We start from the raw sequence: 16,622 nt of genomic DNA, 5'->3' as shown, positions 1-16,622 counted from the left end.
AACTTTTTATTTTGTTTTTTTCATAGGAATTTATGAATCCCTATTTTGATCTGACAAATAATGTCGGTTCCCAAAATTTTCTTTTTATTTACCTTTAACAGCTCGTTCAACATAAAGCCACTTGATTTCAAAAACTACCATAGACAATGTATATGAAACCGCCCGGGTCGAGGAGGTAATCGGAGATTTTGTACAGTTGAAGAAATCGGGCTCCAACTTTAAAGGATTGAGTCCCTTTTCGGATGAACGTACCCCTAGTTTTATGGTGTCGCCCGTAAAACAGATTTGGAAGGACTTTAGTAGCGGAAAAGGGGGCAATGTAGTGGCTTTTTTAATGGAGCACGAGCATTTTACCTATCCCGAAGCCATTAAATACCTTGCCAAAAAATACAATATTGAAGTAGAGGAAACCGAGCAGACCGATGAACAAAAAGAGCAGGCCAATGAGCGGGAAAGCATGTTTTTGGTATCGGAATATGCCCAAAAGTATTTTACGGAAACTCTTTGGGAATCCGAACCAGGCAAGGCCATTGGATTAAGTTACTTCAAGGAGCGCGGTTTTACCGATGAGACCATAAAAAAGTTTGGACTGGGTTATAGTTTGGACGAGTGGGAAGCCTTTACCAAAAGTGCTCTGGATGAGGCCTATCAACTAGAATTTCTAGAGAAAACCGGGCTCACCATTGTTAAGGAGCAAACCGGAGGTGAAAAACGAACTTTTGATCGTTTCAAGGGACGGGTCATGTTTCCCATCCATTCCATGAGCGGAAGGGTTCTGGGGTTCGGTGGACGAATTTTGGGCAATGATAAAAAAGCCGCCAAGTATCTCAATTCTCCCGAAAGTGAGATTTACCACAAGAGCAAGGTGCTGTACGGGATTTATTTTGCCAAACAGGCCATTGCCAAAGAGGATAATTGCTATTTGGTGGAAGGGTACACGGATGTAATCCAAATGTACCAAAATGGGGTAGAAAATGTGGTTTCCTCTAGCGGAACGGCCTTGACCCCGGAACAGATTCGGTTGATAAATCGATTGACCAAAAACATCACTGTGCTTTTTGATGGGGATGCAGCGGGGTTGCGGGCTTCCCTTCGTGGTATTGATTTGATTTTGGAACAGGGCATGAACGTAAAGGTCTGTACCTTTCCGGAAGGCGAAGACCCCGATAGCTTTGCCAAAAACAACACCTATGAGGATTTGGTGCTCTATTTGGAGGAAAATGCCAAGGATTTTATTCAGTTTAAGACCTCTTTGTTGGCTAAAGAAGCGGCCAATGACCCCATAAAACGGGCAGACACTGTTCGAGATATTGTGAACAGCATCAGTAAGATTCCTGACCGTATCCAAAAGGAAATCTATATTCAGGAATGTGCCAAGATTATGCAGATTTCAGAGGAAGTGCTCTACAATACCTTGGCTCAAATCGACAAAAAGCAGGTCACCGATGCCAACAAAAAACTAAAGCAAGAGCGGAAAACCTTTGAAGTGGTCAAAAATGACCCTGTGGTGGAAAAGGTGGACGTACTTTACGAACTGGAACGCAAAATTATTGAGGTGCTTTTGTTGTATGGGAACCAAGAACAAGAATTTGAGGATTTGGTGTTGAAGGAAAATGAAGAAGGCGAGTTGGTGTTGGAGCCGGAAGTAGTAGAGGCTAAGGTCTATGAAAAAGTGTTTTTGGATCTTCAAGAAGATGAAATTGAATTGACCAACGAACAGTTCAGAGTCATTTATTACAAACTCATTGAAAACTTGAACGAGAATGAGACTTTCGCGGTCAATACCTTCATGACGGAGTTGGATCAAGAAATGGTACCAGAAATATCATCCATATTGATGGAAGAGGAGCAATATGTACTCCATGATTGGGAGCGAAAAGATATTTATCCAAAGGAAAAAGAACATGGAATTGCCCAGTTGGTGGGAGAGACCATCCTAACATTACGCTGTAACCTGATCAAAAATCGGATTCAAAAACTGCAAGAACAAACCCAGGACCATAATGGAGACAACACGGAGGTCTTGGAAGAGATTGTAAATTACCTTCAGTTGAACAAATTACTGAACGCCAAACTCAATAGGGTACTTTCTTAAAACAAAAAATCCCGAGCATTTGCCCGGGATTCACTTTAGTTAGTTTGGATTGGTTATTTAATAAAGTTCCAAAGCTTTGGCTTGCTGTAATAGGTCTACCAAATTATCCACGTTCAATTTTTTCATCAAGCGGGCTTTATAGGTACTTACGGTTTTTTCATTAAGGTTGAGCCCTTCAGCCACTTCTTTGTTTCGTTTTCCGCTGGCCAAAAGTTTTAGTACTTCGACCTCTCTGGAAGATAATTTTCTAAAGAATCTTCTCGGTTTTTGTGTTCCTTCATCAAATGCCAAGCGTTGTGCCAGTTCATTAGTGATGAACATGTTGCCTTCGCTTACCTTTTTTACAGCAGAGATGATATAATCCAAATCGGCAGTTTTAGAAAGGTAACCAAAAGCGCCAGCTCTAATGGTGCTCAAGGCATAAACGTCCTCAGATTGGCCGCTGTACATTAAGGTTTTTACATTGGGAAATTCCAGTTTCATCTTTCGCAAAGTAGCAATTCCATTGATTTCAGGAATATCCATTTCCAGGATGACAACATCCGGGGCTACCTTATTTAATGCTTCAAATAATTCTGAGGTTGTGGAAACATCTGCAATGATTTCAATATCTGGGCTAGATTCGAGCACTTGTTTTATACCAAGCCTGACAATGGGATGATTGTCAGCAATCAATACTTTTATCATTCGGTTTGAGTTTATTTATAATTGTTGGTTAGCTGCTTACTTATCGTAAGATAGCAAGCAAGATAACAATTTGGTGACGTAAAACTGTAATTTTTTTCTTAAAACCCTAGAATTTCTATGGTTTTTTTCGTCTTAAACTGGGTTTTTTGGGTTAAAAGGTCACTTTAAGTGCTCTGGAATCCCACAAATGGGTATGGGAATCATCTTGTGTTTATTAACAGTATTGTACCTTTTGTAAATAGCGAAAACTTCTTTTTCCCTATCGGAAAAATCTTCAACGGTCTTTCCTTCGTCATCCATTTTCATGGCCCATTCCAGTTCTGGGTAAGACGCCCCAATTTGGTCTTCATCCGTTCGGCTGTCCCCCCATAGTCCATCTGTGGGTGGAGCTTCCATAATATCTTGATTTACACCCAATACCCTTCCCACTTCATACACTTCGGTCTTTACCAAATCTGCAATGGGGCTAAGGTCAACCCCTCCATCACCATATTTGGTATAAAAGCCGATTCCAAAATCCTCGACCTTGTTTCCCGTTCCGGCAACCAAATACCCTTTTAGGGCTGCGAAGTAGTAAAGTGTGGTCATTCGCAATCTCGCCCGCGTATTGGCCAACGACATAAAACGTTCCTCTTCTGTTTCAACCTTTGGAAAGGCGGCCACCAAACTATCAAAGACAGGAGTAAGGTTTACGTCTTGGCGGGATACATTGGGAAAGTTTTCCATGAGCCAGTCAATATGCTTGTCTGCACGGGTCACTTGGTCTTTACCTTGGTGAATGGGCATTTCCACACATAAAAGGTCAAGTCCCGTTTTGGCACAAAGGGTAGAGGTCACTGCGGAATCTATTCCTCCCGAAACACCAATAACAAAACCTTTACATTTTGCATTGGTGGCATAATCCTTTAACCAGTCCACTATATGGGCGATTACCTTTTCTGTTTGCATATCGTACTATTTAGATTCATTAAATTACCTTTGTGCCCTGTAAATTTAAACCCTGTTGCCTTAAAAATGAAGAGGTCGTTGAAATACTTTGCCCATATTGGGGTTTTTGCTTCTATTTTTTTCTTATTTCTGGTTTTGGGTGGATGTAAGGAAACCGATAAAACTGAAGAAGAAATTGCCAAGATCTCTATCGATTTTCAAGTTTCACGATTTGATCGTGAGTTTGCCAATGCATCGGCTGATGATATTCCCCAGTTGAAGAAAAAATATCCCTACCTCTTTCCAGAACAGTTTCCTGATAGCATTTGGGTGAATAAATTATCAGATACCCTACAAATTGAACTATCTGAAGAAGTGGACAAGGTCTTTGGTGATTTTGAAGAAGAATCTGATGGCTTGGAGTCGCTTTTTAAACATATTACATATTATTTCCCTGGGTTTAAAGCTCCAAAAGTGGTGACATTGACTTCTGATGTTCGCTACAATGACCGAATCATCCTTACGGATACTCTCCTTTTAATAGGTCTGGATAATTATTTGGGAGAGGATCATCACTTTTATGAAGGAATCCAACGCTATATCGCTGCAGGTCTTGATAAAAAGTTTTTGACCTCTGATGTGGCAAGTGCTTTTGCCAAAAAAGTGCTCACGTATCCCAGAAATCGAACTTTTTTGTCCCGAATGGTGTATTATGGGAAGGAACTTTATTTAAAGGATAGATTGCTTCCATCCATTTCCGATGCCCAAAAAATGGGGTATTCCGATGAAGAAATGGATTGGGCCATGGCCAATGAAGAGCAGATGTGGCGCTATTTTGTGGAAGGAGAATTACTTTATAGCACTGATTCTGCATTGGACCGAAAATTTTTAGACCCAGCACCGTTCTCCAAGTTTGGTCTAGAGTTGGACAACGAGTCCCCTGGAAGATTGGGCCGATATATGGGATGGCAAATTGTACGGGCGTTTATGGAAAACAATACCATTAGTTTGCAGCAATTGCTGGATATGCCTGCAGACGAAATTTTAAAAGAATCAAATTACAAACCCAGAAAATAATGGCGGTAAAACATACTTCAGAAATTAAATTAACGGTAGGATTGGATGAAAACAGGGTTCCTGAAGCATTGACCTGGTCTGCCCAAGATGGCGGTGTGGAAAATGAAGAGGCCAAAGCCATGATGCTTTCGGTTTGGGATAGTAAGAACAGGGAATCTTTGAAGATTGATTTGTGGACCAAAGATATGCCGGTGGATGAAATGAAGATATTTTTTCATCAAACCTTGACCACCATGGCCGATACCTTTATGAAGGCCACCCAAGATGAAAAGATGACCGCTACCATGAAGGATTTCTGTGACTATTTCGCTGAAAAATTGGAGTTGGATAAACTCTAAATCAATTGATTGGTTCGTTCAGTCGATTGAACTGTGCTTTTTGTGCCCCTTGAAGATTTAATTGATGCTCAATCTTGTCTTTGGTGGGTTTTTTCAAATACAAATAGAAAAGCAGGAAGAGCCCAATAAACAAATAGGCAAAATTTTGGGTGTTGTAAAAAATTACAATGCTAAAAAGGGCAGCACCTTCGATCAAAGCGTAAGATATAATACATGCCGTTTGAAACCGGGCCAGTTTTTCCTTCAACCCCATAGCGTTGGAAATGTTTTTCACCATTTTTCTAAAAAGAAAATCACTTAGAAAAATGCTGCCCACCGCGATAATGGGAACGATGGCCAGAAATATATCGTCCGAATTGGAGAAACTCAAATGCGTATCTTGGATTTGAAAATAAAAGAAAACGGCCAAAATCAGGGGTGTAGCCAAAATACCCAAATGTAAAAAGGACAGTATTTTTACATATGAAGCTGGGGTAAAGCTATTTTTGGTGTCTTGCATGCCTTGCTTTTGATGTAAAGAAACATAAAATATGATAATGATGTAGCTTAGTCCTTGTAATGGAAAGTTTGACTTCAAAACAACTGATTTTTGTGTACAATGCCAATTCAGGGAAGCGCAATGCTTTGTTGGATAGCATGCACAAGGTGTTCAGCCCATCCACCTATGATTGTAACTTGTGTGATATTACCTTCGGTTTGGTGACAGAAAACAAGATTTGGAAGAAATTTCGGGAGCAAAGCAGTATCTCCATGACTTTTTTGCACAAGGATGAATTTACCAAAGTTTATGCGAGCAAGTTTGGTCACAAGTATACGTTTCCCATTGTTTTCATGGAAAATGAATATGATTTAGAGGTTTTTATTGCTACAGAAGAATTGAATGCACTTGAAACCCCTCAGGAATTGATTGATATGATTCAGGAGCGCACAAAAAAAATGCCCCAATAAAGGGGCATTTAGAAGTTGTTGGAGTTTTACCTTCCTATTTTTCCAAGACTCATGGGGACTTCCATCAATAGGACTCTACTATTAGAAAGTGATTTAAAATCAAAGGTATCAGTTTCCCAAAGACCGAAACCGTCTCTCTTTTCCAATTTTTGACCATTGATTTCCACTTCACCCTCTAAAATAAAGGCATAAACGCCGTTACCTTCTTTTTTTATCTTATATGTGTCGGTAGAGTCAGCCTCAAAATTACCTAAATGGAACCACGCATCTTGATGCACCCAAACTCCGGCATCTTCAGGATTTGGTGAAAGTACTTGATAAAATGCATTTTTCTTGGCAATATCCCTGATGGAGATTTGGTCGTAACGAGGTTCCACATTGCGTTCATTCGGGAACACCCAGATTTGAAGAAATTTAACGGCCTTATCCGCATTCTTGTTGTATTCGCTATGGTAAATGCCTGTTCCGGCGCTCATCACCTGAACATCACCTTCCTTAATCGTTGCCACATTGCCCATACTGTCCTTATGTTCCAAATCCCCTTCCAAGGGAATGGAAATGATTTCCATATTATCATGTGGATGGGTGCCAAACCCTTTTCCGGGAGCCACTTGGTCATCGTTCAATACCCGCAAGACCCCAAAATGCATCCGTTCTGGATTTTGGTAGCTGGCAAAACTAAAGGTATGATGACTGTTCAACCATCCATGATTAGCATGGCCTCGGGTGTTCGCTTTGTGCAAAACTGTTTTCATAGTAACCTCATTTAAAGTTGAATAAAGACAACGAAACGTTGTACTCTTGTAGATGACATCTAAGTCGTAATTACTACGGTTTTCTTACTTTTTTGGATGGTGTTAACCGTGCTATTGATTCTTAAAAAAATCTTGGTTGATGACATCAATGTATTCCAACAATTCTTCGCGCCCCATTCGGTTGGAAGATGAGGTGGTAAAATGTGGAGGAGCTTCCTCCCAAACACTGTCGGTCAATTTCTTTAAATAGGCATTGGCCTGTTTTTCAATGACCGCTGGTTTCAGTTTATCCGCCTTGGTAAAGATAATGGCGAAAGGAATCTGGTTCATGCCCAACCATTCCATAAATTCCAAATCCACAGGTTGGGGGTTGTGGCGGATATCCACTAAAACAAATGCGCAGACCAATTGCTTCCGTTTTTGAAAATACTCGGTGATGTATTTCTGAAAGGTTTTTTTGTCCTTTTTGGAAACCCGTGCATAGCCATACCCCGGTAAATCCACCAAAAACCAATTGTTGTTGATTTTAAAATGGTTGATGAGTTGCGTCTTACCCGGGCGACCCGAAGTTTTGGCCAGACCTTTGCGTTCCATCAACATATTTATCAATGAAGACTTCCCAACATTGGACCTTCCGATAAACGCATATTCGGGTAAGGGTTCATTTGGACATTTGGCAACATTGGAGTTGCTCATTACAAACTCAGCGGAAGTAATCTTCATGTTATTGGTCTGGATTTGAAAGCAAGATACAAGAATCAAAAGATACAAGAATCAAGAGTAAAGAAAACGTCTTGGTTCTTTCTTCTATTTGTCTTTTTTCCTTTTAAAAGTTACGCTTTTTCAGCCAGGCTTCAAGAATGCGGTTAAAATCTTCTGGATGCTCCATCATGGGGGCGTGACCACATTTTTCAATCCAAAAGAGGTCGGAATCCGGTAAAAGCTCGTGGAATTCCTTGGCTACGTTTGGAGGGGTAACCGTATCATTTTCACCCCAAATAATACAGGTTGGTGTTTTCATCGAAGGTAAATCCTTGGACATATTGTGGCGGATGGCACTTTTGGCAATGGCCAATGTCTTTACCAACTTCATCCGGTCGTTTACGGTGGCAAATACCTCATCAACGATTTCCTTGGTGGCTACTTCAGGATCGTAGAAAACATCTTGGGCTTTCTTCTTGATGAATTCATAATCACCGCGTTTGGGATACCCATCGCCCATGGCACTTTCATATAATCCAGAGCTTCCGGTAATGACCAAAGCTTTCACCATTTTTGGGAACATTTTGGTATGAAGCAGGCCAATGTGCCCTCCAAGGGAATTTCCCAAAAGAATAACATCCTTTAGTCCCTTGAACTCAATAAACTCTTCCAAAAACTTGGCGAAATTCTTCACAGTGGTCTTTAGCAGGGGCATATCGTAAATGGGTAGCTCGGGAATCAATACCTGATACCCTTGGGAAGGAAAGTATTCCGAGACCCCTTGAAAGTTGCTCAATCCACCCATGAGACCATGCAAGATAATCATGGGCGTTCCCTCACCCATTTCTATATATCGGTATTTGCCTTCCTCAATGATATGCTCTTCCATCAATAGTTAGTTGGTGCTAAGAGGGGCAAATATAGGCAATTCAAATCACACGGATTTCAGATTTTTTCTATCAATGCCGCAACTTTTTTAAGTTTTTCAGAGCAAGGGAATCCAACTCGTTAAAATTTGAAAGACTGTTCTTGGGGTCAAAATCCCGCTTTTTACCCTAAAAGTGGGGAATTTATTAACAAAAGTGTCTTTAAGTGGAGAAATGTGGAAATAAAATCTATATATTTGAGTTGTAATAAGTAACCAATTGATTTCTAGTGACCCATATCATAGGACAACATGATTGCAAAGCGGATTCCAAAGGGAGGGTTTTATTGCCCATTTCCTTGAAGAATCAGTTGTTGCCTGTTTTAAAGGATGGGTTCGTGATCAAACGGTCCGTTTTTCAACAGTGTTTGGAGCTGTATCCAAAGCAGGAGTTTGATGTTCTCATGCAAAAGGTGATGAAGAAGAGCAAAATCAACCGAAAGTATGATGCTTTCGTGCGAAACTTTGTAGCGGGTATGAAGGAAGTTGCCATTGATGGGGATTCTGGAAGATTACAAATACCCAAAAACCTTGTGGATTTCGCTGGAATTGAAAAAGAAGTGGTGCTCAACGCTGTTTTTGACAAGATAGAGATTTGGGACAAGGACAAGTATGAAAAAGTCTTGGCTGAGGGTGAGAAGGATTATGCCGATTTAGCGGAAGAGATTTTTGATGACGATGAATAGTTCCTATCACAATCCGGTGCTGTTGCAAGAATCGGTGGACGGATTGAATATAAAACCTAATGGAGTGTATGTGGATGTCACCTTTGGTGGCGGAGGGCACTCCACTGAAATATTGAAACGATTGGGCGAGGATGGAAAGTTGTTCGCATTTGATCAAGATGAGGATGCATTGCAAAATGCAATCGATAATGAACGATTTCAGCTGATCAACCAAAACTTTCGATATCTCAAACAGTATTTAAAGTTCTATGGCATTCGGAAAGTTGATGGAATCCTGGCGGATTTTGGGGTTTCTTCCCATCAGTTTGATGAGGCAAGCCGCGGTTTTTCCACTCGCTTCAATGCGGATTTGGACATGCGGATGAACAGAAACGATGAATTGTCTGCTTTTGAAGTGGTCAATTCCTATTCCCAAGAAGATTTAGCGTCGGTCTTGTTCCAATATGGCGAGTTGCGAAACGCAAACGCCATGGCCAAGGTCATTGTGGAAGCAAGGTCTCAGGTAACTATCAAAACCACGGACCAGCTCAAAACGGTTTTAGCTCGGTTTCTGCCCAAGATGAAGGAGAACAAGATTTTGGCGCAGATTTATCAAGCCATCCGTATTGAGGTCAACCAAGAAATTGAGGTGCTCAAGGAATTTTTGCTCCAAGTGCCGGAGGTTTTGGAAGATCGAGGGCGATTGAGTTTGATCAGTTACCACTCTTTGGAAGATCGATTGGTAAAACGGTTTATACGGTCCGGAAAATTTGAAGGAGAGCCGGAAAAAGATTTTTATGGGAACATCAATGTTCCTTTAAAAAAAGTAGGGGGATTGATAACTCCATCAGCAGAAGAAATAGCAAGGAACAACCGAGCGAGAAGTGCAAAACTCCGCATAGCGGAAAAGATATAGTTGCGTGATTGAGCTGTCACCCTGAGCACAGTCGAAGGGGCAGTCGAAAGATAAAATATGAGTGGATTCCCATTTTCATGGGAATAATAAAAGGAATACAAGAATGAAAAAGGGATTACTGGACATTTTAAAAGGAAAGTTTTTGGTGAGTGGAGATGCCCCCAAGAACTGGATGTTTTTATTGTTTGCCTCTTTTTTGGCCGCTTTAATGATTTCAAGCAGTCACCGTGCCGATAAAAAAGTATTGGAAATCGCTGCTTTGAACGAAGAAGTTAGAAAACTGCGAAGCGAATTTGTGGAAGGCCGTTCTCAAGTACAGCAATTAAAATTGGAATCCACTTTACGTAGGGAAGTGGCGCAACAAGGTCTGGTTCCATCCGAAAATCCTCCAAGGAAAATCAAAGTAAAATCAGCAGAGTAGTGGCGATATCTGAAAAAAATATCATGAACAGACTGTACCTCGTAGCTGGGGGTCTGCTTGTTTTGTCCATTGCTGTGGTGGTGAAGTTGGTGGATATCCAAATGGTGAAAGGGGAGGAATATAAAGAGTTGGCTCTGAGCAAAACCGAAAAAATGTTCACTATTGAGCCCAATCGTGGTAACCTGTATTCTGAAGATGGAAGTTTGTTGGCCGCTTCCGTACCCAAATATGAGATTCGATTCGATGCCAAGACTGTTTCTGAAGAAAACTTCCAAAAACATGTCGGTCCACTTTCCGATTCATTGGGTCTGTTGTTCAACAAACCTTCATCCCATTACCGTCAATTGTTTCGTAAAGCGAGGGCCAATGAAAATCGATACAAGTTGGTGGCTCGGAATGTGGATTACTTGGATTATGTAAAAATTAAGCAGTTTCCATTATTCAAATTAGGTCCATACAAAGGTGGATTCATTGAAACGCATCGCGTGGTTCGTGAATATCCGTTGGGTCAAATGGCTGCTCGAAGCATTGGTTACGAACGTGTTGATGAAAATGGATACTACACCCGCGTTGGTCTGGATGGTGCTTTTGGCGAATCTTATTTGCGTGGACATGAAGGGAAACGTTTAAAGCAACGAATCGCCAAAGGGCAATGGAAACCTGTCGGTTTGGACAACATTGTTGAACCACAAGATGGATTGGATGTGGTTTCCACCATCGATATCAACATTCAGGATATTGCCCATCACGAACTTTTGGCCCAGTTGGAAAAATATAAGGCGGACCATGGTTGCGTGGTGGTGATGGAAACCAAAACTGGTGAGGTCAAGGCGATTTCCAATTTGGGGCGCACTTCCGAAGGAAAATATTATGAAAAGTTGAACTATGCGGTGGGAGAATCCCATGAGCCCGGTTCCACCTTCAAGTTGATGTCTTTGGTAGCTGCGTTGGAAGATAAAGTGGTGGATACCAGTACCGTCATCGATACTGAAAAAGGTAGATATCGAATTTATGACGGAGTGGTAAAGGATTCCAAATGGGGTGGTTACGGAAAAATTTCTGTGGCAAAAGCTTTTGAACTGTCCTCGAACACCGCCTTTGCGAAAATTATCAACGAAAATTATAAGGAACAACCCGAAAAATTTGTGAATCGCCTCATGAACATGGGGCTTCATAAAAAATTGGGATTGCCCATCATAGGTGAGGGCGACCCTGTAATTCGGTACCCCGGCGATAAAGGATGGTCTGGAATCTCTTTAGGGTGGATGTCCCACGGGTATGAAGTATCTCTGACGCCGATGCAGACCTTGGCCTTTTACAATGCCATTGCCAATGATGGTGCATATGTAAAACCAAGACTCATCAAAGAAGTTCGCGAAGGAAATGATGTGGTCAAAAGGTTTGATAGGCAGGTGCTGAATTCTTCCATCTGTTCCGAAGAGACCGTAAAAAAAGTGCAGAAACTGATGAAGAATGTAGTGGAGAAAGACCATGGAACCGGACACAAGCTCTACTCCAAAAACTTTTCCATGGCAGGGAAAACAGGAACTGCACAGAAGAACTATGTAGAAAAAGATCCCGATAAGTTGGCCTATATCTCCACATTTGCGGGATACTTTCCAGCGGACAATCCAAAATATTCCTGCATAGTCATCATTCATGAGCCCGACAAAAGCGTGGGGTACTACGGTGCCGATGTTTCAGGTCCCGTGTTTAAATCCATGGCGCAGAAAATCCATGCTATTTCACCTTTGGTGGACGAAGTGGAGGAGAAGGTCTATGATGAAAAAACCTTGGAAGAAGACTATCAGCGATACTTTGCCCAAGTGCAAAAAAAATATGACACCGTTCCCGATGTAAAAGGAATGACAGGTATGGATGCCGTTTCACTGCTGGAAAATTTGGGTTTGGAAGTTGAGGTACATGGAAATGGAAAAGTAAAGAAACAGTCCATTGACAAAGGAACCGATATTAAAAAAGTAAAGAAAATAGTACTGGAGCTTTCATGAAGTTATTGAAGGACATATTATATGGTGTAAGCCTTTCCGCGGTGAGTGGGGATACCAACGTTATGGTAAATCTAGTCCATTTCGATTCCCGAAAAGTGTCAATGGATGATGTGTTTATTGCGGTTCGGGGAACCATCACCGATGGGCACAAGTTCATCCAAAAAGCTGTGGACTTGGGTGCACGAGCCATTGTGTGTGAAGAATTGCCGGAACTCATGGTTGATGGAGTGACTTACCTAAAAGTACCGGATTGCAACAGTGCTTTGGCTATTATTGCTGCCAATTTCTACGATAACCCTTCCAAAAACTTGAAGTTGGTCGGGGTTACCGGTACCAATGGAAAAACAACGGTTAGCACGCTACTTTATAATCTTTTCAAGAAAGCGGGTTATAAGGTGGGACTGCTTTCTACCATCAAAGTAATGGTGGACGACAAAGAATATCCTGCCAGCCATACCACACCAGATGTATTGACCATTAATGATTACTTGGTCAAAATGAATGCCGCTGGGGTGGAGTTTTGTTTTATGGAGGTGAGCTCGCATGGCATCCATCAGAAAAGATCCGAAGGATTGCATTTTGCCGGGGCCATTTTCACAAATTTGAGTCATGACCATTTGGATTACCACAAAACCTTTGCAGAATATAGGGATACCAAGAAAAAATTGTTCGATGGCCTTCCAAAAACGGCCTTCGCTTTAGTAAATATTGACGATAAAAACGGCTTGGTGATGTTGCAGAACACTAAGGCGAGAAAGTATACCTACGCTCTAAAATCGTATGCAGATTATAGAGCCCAGATTTTGGAGCGGCAGTTCAACGGGCAGTTGCTGAAGATGGATGATAACGAATTGTGGTCCAAATTGATAGGTGATTTCAATGCATACAACCTACTGGCCATTTATGCCACTGCAGATATTTTGGGATTGGAGAAGATTGAAATCCTGCGATTAATGAGTGAATTGGAGACCGTTGATGGACGGTTTCAATATTACATATCGAAAAAGAAAATTACGGCTATTGTTGATTATGCCCATACGCCGGATGCACTAAAAAATGTATTGATTACCATCAATGCATTGAGGACTGGAAATGAAAACGTCATCACCGTAGTGGGGTGTGGTGGTGACCGTGATAAGTCTAAGCGTCCGGTTATGGGTCATATCGCCTCTGAAATGAGCAATCAGGCCATTTTTACCTCGGACAACCCACGCACCGAATCACCTTCGGCCATTATTGAGGAAATGGAAGCTGGAGTGGAAGCCCAGAATACCAAAAAAGTATTGTCCATTGAAAACCGAAAGCAAGCTATAAAAACAGCATGCAAGCTGGCCGTGGCCAACGATATCATTTTAGTGGCCGGAAAAGGACATGAAACCTATCAGGAAACCAATGGGGTCCGGGTAGATTTTGATGATTTAAAAGAAGTGAAGGAAGCTTTGTCCAGTTTGGGCAAATAAATCAAAATAGATAAAAGATGAAAGAAACAGGAGACAGGAACCAAGAATATCGACCAGCCAGGTCTTTCAACTTAAGTCATATACCCTATGTCTTGAGTCTTGAGTCTTACGTCTTGTTTCTTAATTCTTAAGACAAAAGGATGCTATACTACTTGTTCGAATATTTGGAGAAGCAATACCAACTGCCTGGAGCGGGACTTTTCCAGTTCCTCACCTTTAGAGCGGCAATGTCGGTTTTGTTGTCTCTTTTGATTGCCATGGTCTACGGAAAACGAATCATTCTTTTTTTACAAAAAAAGCAAATCGGCGAGACCGTCCGCGATTTGGGACTGGAAGGACAACAACAAAAAGCAGGGACGCCTACCATGGGTGGTTTGATCATCATTTGGTCCACTCTTATTCCTGTACTGCTTTTTGCAGATGTGGAGAATATTTATGTCGTTCTTTTAATAATTACAACCGTTTGGATGGGCATCATTGGATTTATAGACGACTACATTAAGATTTTTAAGAAAGATAAAAAGGGATTAAAAGGAAGGTTTAAGGTAACGGGACAAGTTGTGTTAGGGTTGATAGTGGGGGCAACACTTTACTTTCATCCAGAAGTAACCCTAAAGGAGAAGGACAGCACCCGAATTACACAAAATTTTCAGGTTGAACAGGTTTATGGTGAGGAAGCCAAAGCGGTACGCACCAACGTGCCTTTCTTTAAAAACAATGAGTTGGACTATGCTGATTTTATCTCATGGATGGGTGAAGGAATGGAAGAATATGCATGGTTGATTTTTATTCCCGTAGTGATTTTCATCATCACCGCAGTGTCCAATGGAGCCAACCTTACGGATGGTATCGATGGATTGGCAGCAGGTTCTTCAGCTATTATTGTGCTCACCTTGGGCATTTTTGCCTGGGTTTCCGGTAATATTCAGTTTTCCAATTATCTCGACATCTTTTATTTACCCAGAGTGGGGGAATTAGTAGTGTTCATAGCAGCATTCGTGGGAGCCTTGGTCGGATTTTTATGGTACAATGCCTATCCAGCACAAGTTTTTATGGGCGATACGGGGAGTTTGACGATAGGGGGCGTCATTGCTGTAATCGCCATCATCGTTCGCAAAGAATTGTTGATTCCCATTCTATGCGGAATCTTTTTTGCCGAATCATTGTCGGTGATGTTGCAAGTGGGGTATTTCAAGCATACCAAAAAGAAATACGGAGAAGGAAAACGCATATTCTTGATGGCGCCTTTGCACCATCATTATCAGAAAAAATTATATCACGAGAGCAAAATAGTGACCCGCTTTTGGATCATTGGAATTTTATTGGCAATCATCAGTATTGTCACCCTTAAAATTCGATAGATGGCTCGCTTGGTGATACTTGGAGGAGGAGAAAGTGGTGTGGGAACCGCCATTTTGGGACAGAGAGAAGGATTTGAGGTCTTTGTTTCGGACAAAGGCGAAATAAAAGAGAAGTACAAAGAAGTTCTTGAACATTTTGAGATTGAATGGGAGTCTGGGCAGCATACTGAGTCCAAAATCATGAATGCCGATGTGGTCATGAAAAGCCCCGGTATTCCGGATAAGGTGCCGTTGGTGAAAGCGCTTGTTGAAAAAGAAATTCCGGTGATTTCGGAAATTGAGTTTGCATCAAAATACACGGATGCCACCTTAATTGGAATCACGGGAAGCAACGGCAAGACCACTACCACCATGCTCACCTACCACCTTTTAAAAAATGGAGGTTTGCAAGTGGGCATGGCCGGAAACATTGGCGATAGCTATGCCAAAATGGTGGCGGAACAGGATTTTGACCAGTATGTGTTGGAGATAAGTAGTTTTCAGTTGGATGGAATCGTGGATTTTAAACCCCACATCGCCATGATCACCAACATCACGCCCGACCACTTGGATCGTTACGAATACAAATTTGAAAATTATATCGCATCCAAATTCCGTATCGCCATGAATCAGGATGAGAATGATTACCTGATTTACGATGCAGATGATGAAGTGATTCCAGAGTGGTTAAAAGAACACCCAGTTCAATCCAAATTGATTCCTTTTTCGGTAAAACAAAAACTGAAGAAAGGAGCTTGGTTGGAAGACGATAAAATAATAATAGAAATAGAACAAAAAACCTTGGAAATGAGTACAGATATTTTGGCCTTGGAAGGGCAACACAACGTAAAGAACACCATGGCAGCCAGTATGGCAGCGTTGTTGGTGAAGGTTCGGAAGGAGACAATCCGCCAGAGTATCCAGTCGTTTCAGGGGGTGCCCCATAGATTGGAGAAGGTGTTGAAAATCAACCATGTAGAGTATATCAACGACTCCAAAGCAACCAATGTCAATGCCACCTTTTATGCCTTGGATGGTATCAAAAAGCCCATTGTTTGGATTGTTGGTGGTGTAGACAAGGGCAATGACTATGCAGAACTAATGCCATTGGTACGGGAAAAAGTAAAGGCTATTGTCTGTTTAGGAATGGACAATTCCAAGTTGGTGGATGCCTTTGGCAATGTCATTGATTTGATGGTGGAGACCTATTCCATGGAAGAGGCGGTGAAAGTGGCCTATAAAATTGCGGAGCGCGGAGATGCGGTTTTGTTGTCTCCAGCTTGTGCCAGTTTTGACCTTTTCCAGAATTATGAAGATCGCGGAGATCAGTTTAAAGCAGCAGTAAAAAACCTATAAA

The 16,622-nt window shown here is 41.5% G+C and carries 17 protein-coding genes; 11 read left to right on the top strand and 6 right to left on the bottom strand.

The genetic code is table 11. The annotated features are described in order from the left end of the window. The first annotated feature begins 121 nt into the window (after positions 1 to 121). Positions 122 to 2,095, top strand: a complete 1,974-nt coding sequence (gene dnaG, locus J0X14_RS10350; RefSeq protein ID WP_207097707.1) for a DNA primase — start codon at positions 122 to 124, stop codon at positions 2,093 to 2,095. 57 nt (positions 2,096 to 2,152) lie between these two features. Here the strand turns inward: dnaG and J0X14_RS10345 are convergent, their stop codons facing one another. Further along, positions 2,153 to 2,782 (bottom strand): response regulator transcription factor, encoded by a 630-nt coding sequence (locus J0X14_RS10345; RefSeq protein WP_207097706.1) that lies wholly within the window; start codon positions 2,780 to 2,782, stop codon positions 2,153 to 2,155. 159 nt (positions 2,783 to 2,941) lie between these two features. Next, a complete protein-coding gene (gene nadE, locus J0X14_RS10340; RefSeq protein ID WP_207097705.1) occupies positions 2,942 to 3,730 on the bottom strand; it encodes an NAD(+) synthase in 789 nt (262 codons plus the stop codon). A 66-nt stretch (positions 3,731 to 3,796) separates the two neighbouring features. Between nadE and gldB the strand changes: the two genes are divergently transcribed. Continuing rightward, on the top strand, positions 3,797 to 4,786 hold the full coding sequence (gene gldB / locus J0X14_RS10335; RefSeq protein ID WP_207097704.1) for a gliding motility lipoprotein GldB: 990 nt from the start codon (positions 3,797 to 3,799) through the stop codon (positions 4,784 to 4,786). Beyond that, positions 4,786 to 5,124, top strand: a complete 339-nt coding sequence (gene gldC / locus J0X14_RS10330) for a gliding motility protein GldC (protein WP_207097703.1) — start codon at positions 4,786 to 4,788, stop codon at positions 5,122 to 5,124. The genes gldB and gldC overlap by 1 nt, the downstream gene beginning before the upstream one ends. 1 nt (position 5,125) lies before the next feature. Here the strand turns inward: gldC and J0X14_RS10325 are convergent, their stop codons facing one another. Then, positions 5,126 to 5,623 carry a hypothetical protein gene (locus J0X14_RS10325; protein WP_207097702.1) on the bottom strand — a complete coding sequence of 166 codons (498 nt, stop codon included), beginning with the start codon at positions 5,621 to 5,623 and terminating at the stop codon, positions 5,126 to 5,128. 59 nt (positions 5,624 to 5,682) lie between these two features. Between J0X14_RS10325 and J0X14_RS10320 the strand changes: the two genes are divergently transcribed. Continuing rightward, on the top strand, positions 5,683 to 6,072 hold the full coding sequence (locus J0X14_RS10320) for a GTPase (protein ID WP_207097701.1): 390 nt from the start codon (positions 5,683 to 5,685) through the stop codon (positions 6,070 to 6,072). A gap of 26 nt (positions 6,073 to 6,098) precedes the next feature. Here J0X14_RS10320 and J0X14_RS10315 read toward each other — a convergent pair whose 3' ends face one another. The 3 genes from J0X14_RS10315 to J0X14_RS10305 form a co-directional block, all read right to left on the bottom strand. Next, complete coding sequence (locus J0X14_RS10315; RefSeq protein ID WP_207097700.1) at positions 6,099 to 6,827, bottom strand: pirin family protein; 729 nt, start codon at positions 6,825 to 6,827, stop codon at positions 6,099 to 6,101. Positions 6,828 to 6,938: 111 nt separating this feature from the next. After that, positions 6,939 to 7,550 (bottom strand): ribosome biogenesis GTP-binding protein YihA/YsxC, encoded by a 612-nt coding sequence (yihA, locus tag J0X14_RS10310; protein ID WP_207097699.1) that lies wholly within the window; start codon positions 7,548 to 7,550, stop codon positions 6,939 to 6,941. 103 nt (positions 7,551 to 7,653) lie between these two features. After that, positions 7,654 to 8,418: an alpha/beta fold hydrolase gene (locus J0X14_RS10305; RefSeq protein ID WP_207097698.1), complete on the bottom strand. Its 765-nt coding sequence runs from the start codon at positions 8,416 to 8,418 to the stop codon at positions 7,654 to 7,656. 266 nt (positions 8,419 to 8,684) lie between these two features. Between J0X14_RS10305 and mraZ the strand changes: the two genes are divergently transcribed. From mraZ to murD, 7 genes are all read left to right on the top strand, one after another. Beyond that, on the top strand, positions 8,685 to 9,140 hold the full coding sequence (gene mraZ, locus J0X14_RS10300; RefSeq protein WP_207097697.1) for a division/cell wall cluster transcriptional repressor MraZ: 456 nt from the start codon (positions 8,685 to 8,687) through the stop codon (positions 9,138 to 9,140). Further along, positions 9,133 to 10,035 carry a 16S rRNA (cytosine(1402)-N(4))-methyltransferase RsmH gene (gene rsmH, locus J0X14_RS10295; RefSeq protein WP_207098049.1) on the top strand — a complete coding sequence of 301 codons (903 nt, stop codon included), beginning with the start codon at positions 9,133 to 9,135 and terminating at the stop codon, positions 10,033 to 10,035. Before mraZ ends, rsmH begins: the two co-directional genes overlap by 8 nt. 103 nt (positions 10,036 to 10,138) lie before the next feature. After that, positions 10,139 to 10,456: an FtsL-like putative cell division protein gene (locus J0X14_RS10290; RefSeq protein ID WP_207097696.1), complete on the top strand. Its 318-nt coding sequence runs from the start codon at positions 10,139 to 10,141 to the stop codon at positions 10,454 to 10,456. Next, a complete protein-coding gene (locus tag J0X14_RS10285) occupies positions 10,456 to 12,465 on the top strand; it encodes a penicillin-binding protein (protein WP_207097695.1) in 2,010 nt (669 codons plus the stop codon). Before J0X14_RS10290 ends, J0X14_RS10285 begins: the two co-directional genes overlap by 1 nt. Further along, a complete protein-coding gene (locus J0X14_RS10280) occupies positions 12,462 to 13,925 on the top strand; it encodes a UDP-N-acetylmuramoyl-L-alanyl-D-glutamate--2,6-diaminopimelate ligase (protein WP_207097694.1) in 1,464 nt (487 codons plus the stop codon). Before J0X14_RS10285 ends, J0X14_RS10280 begins: the two co-directional genes overlap by 4 nt. A gap of 140 nt (positions 13,926 to 14,065) precedes the next feature. After that, positions 14,066 to 15,286, top strand: coding sequence for a phospho-N-acetylmuramoyl-pentapeptide-transferase (mraY, locus tag J0X14_RS10275; RefSeq protein ID WP_207097693.1), 1,221 nt, complete (start codon positions 14,066 to 14,068; stop codon positions 15,284 to 15,286). Continuing rightward, positions 15,287 to 16,621, top strand: a complete 1,335-nt coding sequence (murD, locus tag J0X14_RS10270) for a UDP-N-acetylmuramoyl-L-alanine--D-glutamate ligase (protein WP_207097692.1) — start codon at positions 15,287 to 15,289, stop codon at positions 16,619 to 16,621. It begins immediately after the preceding gene. Position 16,622 lies beyond the last annotated feature (1 nt).

The sequence above is a fragment of the Allomuricauda sp. CAU 1633 genome (genome assembly GCF_017313225.1).
Lineage (GTDB): Bacteria > Bacteroidota > Bacteroidia > Flavobacteriales > Flavobacteriaceae > Flagellimonas.
The sequence above is the reverse complement of the archived record's forward strand: the minus strand, read 5'-3'. Positions and strand labels throughout refer to the sequence as shown.